Annotated in this window: 7 protein-coding genes; all 7 read right to left on the minus strand. The window is 43.8% G+C overall.

All coding sequences use genetic code 11. The features are described from left to right. Positions 1-561, minus strand: a 561-nt coding sequence (locus tag RMO55_RS07490; RefSeq protein WP_310425454.1) for a hypothetical protein, incomplete at its 3' end; no start/stop codon positions are given. Positions 562-783: 222 nt separating this feature from the next. Continuing rightward, positions 784-1,965 carry a WD40 repeat domain-containing protein gene (locus RMO55_RS07495; RefSeq protein WP_310425455.1) on the minus strand — a complete coding sequence of 394 codons (1,182 nt, stop codon included), beginning with the start codon at positions 1,963-1,965 and terminating at the stop codon, positions 784-786. A gap of 94 nt (positions 1,966-2,059) precedes the next feature. After that, positions 2,060-2,335, minus strand: coding sequence for a hypothetical protein (locus RMO55_RS07500; RefSeq protein WP_310425457.1), 276 nt, complete (start codon positions 2,333-2,335; stop codon positions 2,060-2,062). Between the two features lie 43 nt (positions 2,336-2,378). Continuing rightward, entirely contained in the window at positions 2,379-2,849 is a 471-nt protein-coding gene (locus RMO55_RS07505; protein ID WP_310425458.1) for a hypothetical protein, read from the minus strand. Between the two features lie 34 nt (positions 2,850-2,883). Then, a complete protein-coding gene (locus RMO55_RS07510; RefSeq protein WP_310425460.1) occupies positions 2,884-3,510 on the minus strand; it encodes a hypothetical protein in 627 nt (208 codons plus the stop codon). A gap of 98 nt (positions 3,511-3,608) precedes the next feature. After that, on the minus strand, positions 3,609-4,712 hold the full coding sequence (locus RMO55_RS07515) for a peptidylprolyl isomerase (protein ID WP_310425462.1): 1,104 nt from the start codon (positions 4,710-4,712) through the stop codon (positions 3,609-3,611). Between the two features lie 193 nt (positions 4,713-4,905). Then, on the minus strand, positions 4,906-6,927 hold the full coding sequence (locus tag RMO55_RS07520) for a hypothetical protein (protein WP_310425464.1): 2,022 nt from the start codon (positions 6,925-6,927) through the stop codon (positions 4,906-4,908). Positions 6,928-7,091: the final 164 nt, after the last annotated feature.

The raw sequence follows: 7,091 nt of genomic DNA on the forward strand, positions 1-7,091 counted from the left end.
CATCAGCGCAACGCAAGAAGCCAATAGGACAACACGATATTTTTTGTCTGAAATCGCATTGCCATACGACCACAAAATCCAGGTACAAGCAGCACCAATCGGGAGAATAAATAATCCACTAAATTTGTGATAGTTACTCAGGAGAGATGGTACTAGAGGACTATTTTCTTTGAGCCAAGCTCTACCACCACCAAATTCGAGATCGGCATTAAAACGCATATATGCCCAATTACCAGTTACAATCGCGACAAAAGCGATCGATGTTGTCCAAAATATTAATGTCCGCACTTGAGGTAAAATCTTCGCCGAGCCTCGGAGCAGCGGAAAAGCGAAATGTCCGGTATAAATAGCGAAAACACTCGCCAGGAGAGCACTAAGGCTATGAATAGTACCGATCGATCGTTGCCAGGGGCTAGGATGTAAAAGATTGAAAAATGGCAATAATAAAAATAGGCAGGTCGAAAGAATGCCCAATCCATAGATACAGACTTGAGCCAAATCTAATTGTTTGGGAAATTCGGGATTAGGTGGTGTTTCTATGAGTGGTTCGGGTGTCTCCATCAGCACTATTAATTTAATTTCTACTAATTAAGTGGGGATTGAAATCCCCCAATTGTCAATTACTCACAGCTTGCACCAGTACATAACAACTGATACAAATAGCCTCAAAACTTACTCATACTCCCTTCCCACCCAAGAAATAGACATTCGCGATTTACCATTCACCATCCACCATCCACTAGTAACTATGTTTTGATGCAAGATGTGAGATTATCAATTAATTTACCGCGCATTCCATAACTTGACTGTGCCATCGAGACTTGCACTAGCTAGTGCAGCAGAATTGCGATCGAAATCGACACTAGGAACCAGCGTCGCATGGCTTTCTAGCGATTGAGTCAATTTGCCCGTATCCACATCCCACAGCTTAATGGTATTGTCTACGCCGCTACTGGCGATCGTTTTGCCATCGGCACTAAATTTGACCGAATAAACCGCGCCAGTGTGTCCTTGGAACGTATTTTTGACTGTTCCGGTTGACAAATTCCAGAGATTTATCGTCTCGCCACCGCTAGCGAGTGTTTGTCCGTCGGGTGAGACAGAAATTGACATCACTGGAGCTGTATGACCTAAGATCGATCGCACTACTTCACCCGTCTGCACGTTCCATACCTTGATGCTCTTGTCTTCACTGGCACTAATGATGTTTTTGCCATCGGGGGTAAATACCACGGCGTAGACGAAGTTCTCGTGCCCTGTTAGCGTCTTTTTCAAGTCACCACTCTTGACATCCCACAGCTTCACTGTTCGATCGAAACTTCCCGTCGCAATTGTCTCGCCATCTGGTGAAAATGCGACACCATAGACGGTTTTTTCATGCCCTTTGAGCGTAACTCGACGCTCTCCCAATTTTGCGCCCCACAGCTTCACCGTGCCGTCATCGCTGGCGGTAGCGAAGGTTTTACTATTAGGACTAAAAGCAATCCCATAAATGAGGCTGTCATGGGCGGGAAACTCTCTGGTAATTGTCCGATCTTTGGAATCCCAAAATTTAATCCCACCTGCTGCTGTACTAGCTGCAAGTAGCTCACCATCAGGACTATACGCAACGGCATATACTGACTTCATAAATCGATTCAGCGTATGTTCTGGCGTAGTTACTACCTGCGCTGGAGTTTGAGTTGGAGCGACTGGAACGGTAGCAGTTTCAGCTTGAGGTTCGACTGGTTTGTATTCTGGTGTCAAAGATTTGACATGAGATTGATATGGTACAAATTTTTCTTTTTGGGCAACTCGATTCATTGAGATCGGATAAGTAATCACAATTGCTACAAATACACCGATTAATCCCAGCACGTATTTATGCAGTTCTCCGGCAGAAATTCTTACTGGTTTATCGATCGTGTTCACAGAATCGATCGATTCGTTCAAATTGGTTCCAAATTCTTGAGGTAGGTTGTTCATGATTAACTTCTCTATAATATTTTACATGAATGTAGAGTGGCTAGCGATCGACACCCCGATGGATTAATCGATCGAAGTGCTAATAAAATAGTAGTTAGGATCGACTATTGGCTTGGGGCTTAATTGGTTTGTATTCTAGCGTCAAAGATTTTAGATAGAATTTGTATGGTGCAAATTTTTCCTCTTGGGCAACTCGATGCATGGCGATTGGATAGGTAATCGCAAATAGCATTAACACACCGATTAATCCCAGTACGTATTTATGCAGTTCTTCGGCAGAAATTCGCGCGGGTTTAACGACAGTAGTTACTAATTGCATCTCGATCGATCGAGTCAAATTTCCACTAAAATCCTGAGATATATCATTCATAATTAACTGCGCCAGATGACACTAAATATCGGAACTATGTCAGTTATACTAACGGTAAATAAGGGAACATTGGATGCCAACTCATCGCCGCTGCTGCGACAAATAGTCCAAATGTCCACAGAAAGATCGTGCTGGTTTTAACTTGCTTATTTTTGAGTAAATTGTGCAGGATAATCCAGCTTACTAACCAGCCGACTAAGAGCATGGTTTCTTTGCCTGTATAGCTACCAATATTTCCCCACAGTTTATCACCAGTATCACTACCAGGAATCCATTTACCGAGTCCCCAGATAAATTTCTCTCTTTCTTTAGATGTATCAGACAGATGATGAGTCACCATCATTGTAAAGCAACCAATTCCAGCACTAATTAAAGCTGCTGCCGCTGGGCCAGATGTGGCGGGCGGTTGATTAGATCCTGTGGCTAAACCTGCGGGAAATTGTTTCAGAGTTTCCCATACTTTCCCATAAATAGGTGCATTTCCAGGCAGTTTTTTAGTTCGAGTATTTGTCATGATTTAATTACCTAGTAAATGCAGTAATAAGTGATTAGAGCGCGCGAATTTTAGCGATACCTAATCCAGTGACTAAGCCACCCATTGCAAAAAACATCAGCCCCATCAGCGCAACGCAAGTGGCTGAGAGAACAACGCGATGTTTTTTGTCTAAAATTGCATCGCCGTATGTCCACAAAATCCAGGTACAAGCGACACCAATTGGTAAGGTGAATAGAACGCTAAACTCGTGATATTCCATCAAGACATATTGAGCTAGTGGGCTATTTTCTTTGAGCCAAGCTCTAGCACCACCAAATTCGGCATCAGCACGATAGCGCATGTACGCCCAGTTACCAGTAGCAATCGCCAAAAATGCGATCGAGGTTGCCCAAAATGTCAGCGTTCGTACTTGAGGCAAGATCTTCGCCGAGCCGCGTAGGAGTGGAAAGGCTAAATGTCCGGTATAAACAGCCACCACGGTAGCTAGGAGCGAACCAAAGCCGTGAATGGCTCCCATCGATCTTTGCCAGGGGCTAGGATGCAGGAGATTGAAAAAAGGCAAGAATAAAAATATCCCTGCGGAGAGAATACTCAATCCATAAATACAGACTTGAGCTAAATCTAACTGCTTGGGAAATTCCCGTTCGATCGATGTTTCTTCAAATGATTCTATTGTCATAAGTTAGGGATCTAAGTTCAAGTGAATTTACTGTCAATGGCAGCTAAAATCTAAGCAGTTATTTATTTTGCTGCTGGCGGTTCTGCACTCAATTACCTCTAGGGTATTCGAGCACTCCCGACATTCAGTTGAGGGATGTCTAGGCGATTAAACATTTTTAGTGTAACAACTTCTATGCCCAAAAATATAGAGAATAACAGTATAAATGATACAATTCTTTGAAAATCCCAAGCACTACGAGACTTACAAATAAGTTGGGTCGGACTATCTTTTGGATAAAAGAAACTAGAGGAGGGAACTACATCCTCAAAATCATAATTTGACTCAGGGATTTCCTTGGGAAAGAAAAATGAAGCAGTCGGCTCTAGTAATTGCGATCTTTCTGGTTGTTCGTCCATTTTTCCGATGAGTTCTAATAATTCTGGTTCAACGTCTGGTAGTTCGGTTTCGTAATTCAGTTCTGGACTATGTGTATTAATGACATCTTCGATCTCAAATAATCCCAATCGCTCGGCGATCTTTTGCTGCACCCATTTCTCAAATAATTCGTCGATTAAGATCTGATTTAAACTATCATCTAATTCAGCGAGGATAGAACCCTCCGACCTCACGAAAGTATGTAAGTTATTTAATGTAAAAATAGCGGATATTTCGCCCTCTTTTAAACTGCGTAAGTATGGAACTATCTCTGGATGAGTTCGATCGATATCAATTGCCGTAACTCTGCCGCCATCCTTCGCTGAATCACCTTGAGAATATCTAAATGCTAAATCTGAAAAAGATTGTTCGCCTCGTTGGACTCTAAAATATAGTTCTTCAGCTAATCCTCGATCGTCTACTTGAATCAATGAAAACTTGACTCGATCGAAGCTACTTTTGCGCTGTAAATAATGACTGTATACTCGACTACTCCAGCGAGTATGTTTAAACTTTTGCAATCGTAAATGTCGATCGACAATCTTGTAAAGTTGGAGTTGATTTAGCCCTTGATAGCCTGCTAGTCTTCCCAGTCGATCGCACCCTTCGGTAAATTCTTCCCGATTGTAAGGAATCTTACCATCGATCTCGACATCCCAATCTGCCAAAATCTCATCGATAATCATCTCCCTCAGTAACTGCGGAAGCAGATCGGAACTAGTTAGTTGTTCGCAAATTGCATCTGTCGTAAATGTACGTTTTCCGACCTGAACCGTTGAAGACATAGCTGACAAATTCGATTGTATGAATTTAGGACTGGTGATGCTGCCAGATTTTGATAAGGTTAGGATAGATCCCCGACTTCTTCAAGAAGCGGCGTTTTTATTCGGGGGGGACCCCCGCATAAAAAAACGACAAGACAGTCGGGGATCTCGCAGTAATGGTCAAAATACCCCTGAGAACTTAGCCATCATGGAATTATCCAGGTAGACCGACAGTCACAACTGGTTGACTATTTGTCAAGAGCGGATTGACAGTCTCAAGCGGATTGACAACGCCTAGCGCAGCTCCGCCAATACCATTACCGGATACCACAGGATTAATGCCAGTGTTCGCTGACTTGACACTATCACCAGCAGCAATGACAGTCCCAACCTTCGCCATCTCTTGCGCGACGGAGTTAGACGCAACTTTTTGCATCGGATTGTTATTCGCACCAGCGATAACTTTGTTGGCGAGGCCTTTCAACTCATAAGCGCGAGTTCCAACCGTATCTTTGCCAGTTACAGCATCTTTGTAGATGAAGCTTCCAGTTGCCGCAATATCCCCAAAGTTGTTGATGCCAACAGCACTAGTCAAGACGACTTTTGCACCGTTATAGACGATTGGTTTAGTGACGAGACTATTTAGGTCAGTCATTTTCCCTTCACTCCAGACAAAAGCATGGTTTTGTAGTGTTTTGCCATCAGCTCCACCTAAGATGGTGGTTTGGGATGCACCAACGACTACGCCCAAGGCGTTGATGCCATTGACTGAGCCTGTTTTACCGCCCAAACTGCCTAAGTCGGTAAGTTTACCATTGCGGAGGATAAATGGGTTGGTAACTGCATCCGCACCGGATAAACCATTACTTTTCGCACCGATTATCTGACCTGCATCATTGATATCGCGCAAGCTGGCTTGTGCAGCACCAAAGGTACCCAGATTTGTGAGTTGGTAAGTACCCTTACCATCTTTTTCCCAGATCGCTGCTGTATTAGTAAACTTTTCGTCGAGCTTGCCATCACTGTCGATAGTTCCAACAAGCTGCCCTTTATTGTTGATACCTTGTGCAGTACCGCCATCGCCACCGAGATCTGCGAGATCGGTAACTTTACCATTTTCAAACACCAGGGGATTTTCAAATCCGTCAGAGAGGATATTGCGACCAGCAATTTGATTGCTATTGTTGGCATCAAAGAAGTAGCTCTCCAGTCCACCAAAATCATTGATTGTCAATTTGTACTTAGCACCATCGGGTTCCCACGCAAGTGCCCGATCTGTGGCGACGGGGATCGGTTGACGAACTTCATCAACAGTACCGACAATCAGACCCCGATTGCTAATATTTCGGACGTTGGGTACCAGCATATTCACTGTCGCACCGTCGGGTGCCCCAAAGTCAGATTGACCTTTTTTCACACCAACATTGGTAAGTGCCGATAGCTTTTTATTTTCCCAGACAAATCCTTGACGGATAATGTTGCTGGTGAGTACAGCAGTTGTAGCATTCTCATTGAGGAAGGTAAAAGCGGTATCGTAACGTCCAGCAATTTGCCCGAAGTCATTGATTCCCGCAGCAATCACGTTAGCATTCAGATTCGTAGTATTAAACGAACCTAGTTCTGTCGCTTCATAGCTATAGATATCGGCACTGCTGAGTGACTCCGCGCCTGTTTTGACACCTTTGAGTGTAGCAACTACGTCTTTACCATCCATCACCACGGTGTCCGCGCCTTTGGTAGTAAATGTCAAAGTCTTGCCCATCAAGCTTTCACCTAGACGCAGTTGGTCTTTAGTGATGTCAAATCCGGTAATCGTCGCACTGCCTTTACCAGCCTCCAGGACAATCCGGTTATTACCACCACCCAGCGTGACTGTATCATCACCCTTTCCGGTATTAATAATCGAGTTACCAAATAGTGCGGTAATTGTATCGTCACCACCACCGCTATAGACAGTGCTATTACCAGCCCCAATGGTGATCGTGTCATCACCTTTACCAGCTAGGATGCGATTGTCGCCTTTACCAGCATCGATTTTGTTTTTGCCAGCGCCAGCATCGATGAAATCATTACCATCGCCAGTTTTGATGACATCGCTTTTATTGCCAGTGCGAATGAGGTTAATCCCATCACCCGCAGAGATATCGGTTTTATAATCACCACCATCGATGATATCGTTATCCTTACCAGTAATAGTCTGGGCGTTATTTTTTGCGATCGTGTAAGTTGCCGCCATAGTAGTCTGTTTAGTTTGTGAAGAGAATTTGTGAACTGACGGATGTGTCGGGAGTTAGATACCGATCCTCAGAGACGACGCTAACGAGGAACCCTTGGCAAGAATATTCTCAACGAAAGGCTCTCGCAAACAATTACAATCTAGGTAGTTATTTATTTTGCTGC

It is taken from the genome of Chamaesiphon sp. VAR_48_metabat_135_sub, from assembly GCF_031418915.1.
Lineage (GTDB): Bacteria > Cyanobacteriota > Cyanobacteriia > Cyanobacteriales > Chamaesiphonaceae > Chamaesiphon.

Excerpts from the sequence above, each read along its gene's own strand:
- RMO55_RS07510 (WP_310425460.1), bottom strand. The coding sequence starts at position 3,510 with ATGACAATAGAATCATTTGAAGAAACATCGATCGAACGGGAATTTCCC.
- RMO55_RS07500 (WP_310425457.1), bottom strand. The coding sequence starts at position 2,335 with ATGAATGATATATCTCAGGATTTTAGTGGAAATTTGACTCGATCGATC.
- RMO55_RS07505 (WP_310425458.1), bottom strand. The coding sequence starts at position 2,849 with ATGACAAATACTCGAACTAAAAAACTGCCTGGAAATGCACCTATTTAT.
- RMO55_RS07515 (WP_310425462.1), bottom strand. The coding sequence starts at position 4,712 with ATGTCTTCAACGGTTCAGGTCGGAAAACGTACATTTACGACAGATGCA.
- RMO55_RS07520 (WP_310425464.1), bottom strand. The coding sequence starts at position 6,927 with ATGGCGGCAACTTACACGATCGCAAAAAATAACGCCCAGACTATTACT.
- RMO55_RS07495 (WP_310425455.1), bottom strand. The coding sequence starts at position 1,965 with ATGAACAACCTACCTCAAGAATTTGGAACCAATTTGAACGAATCGATC.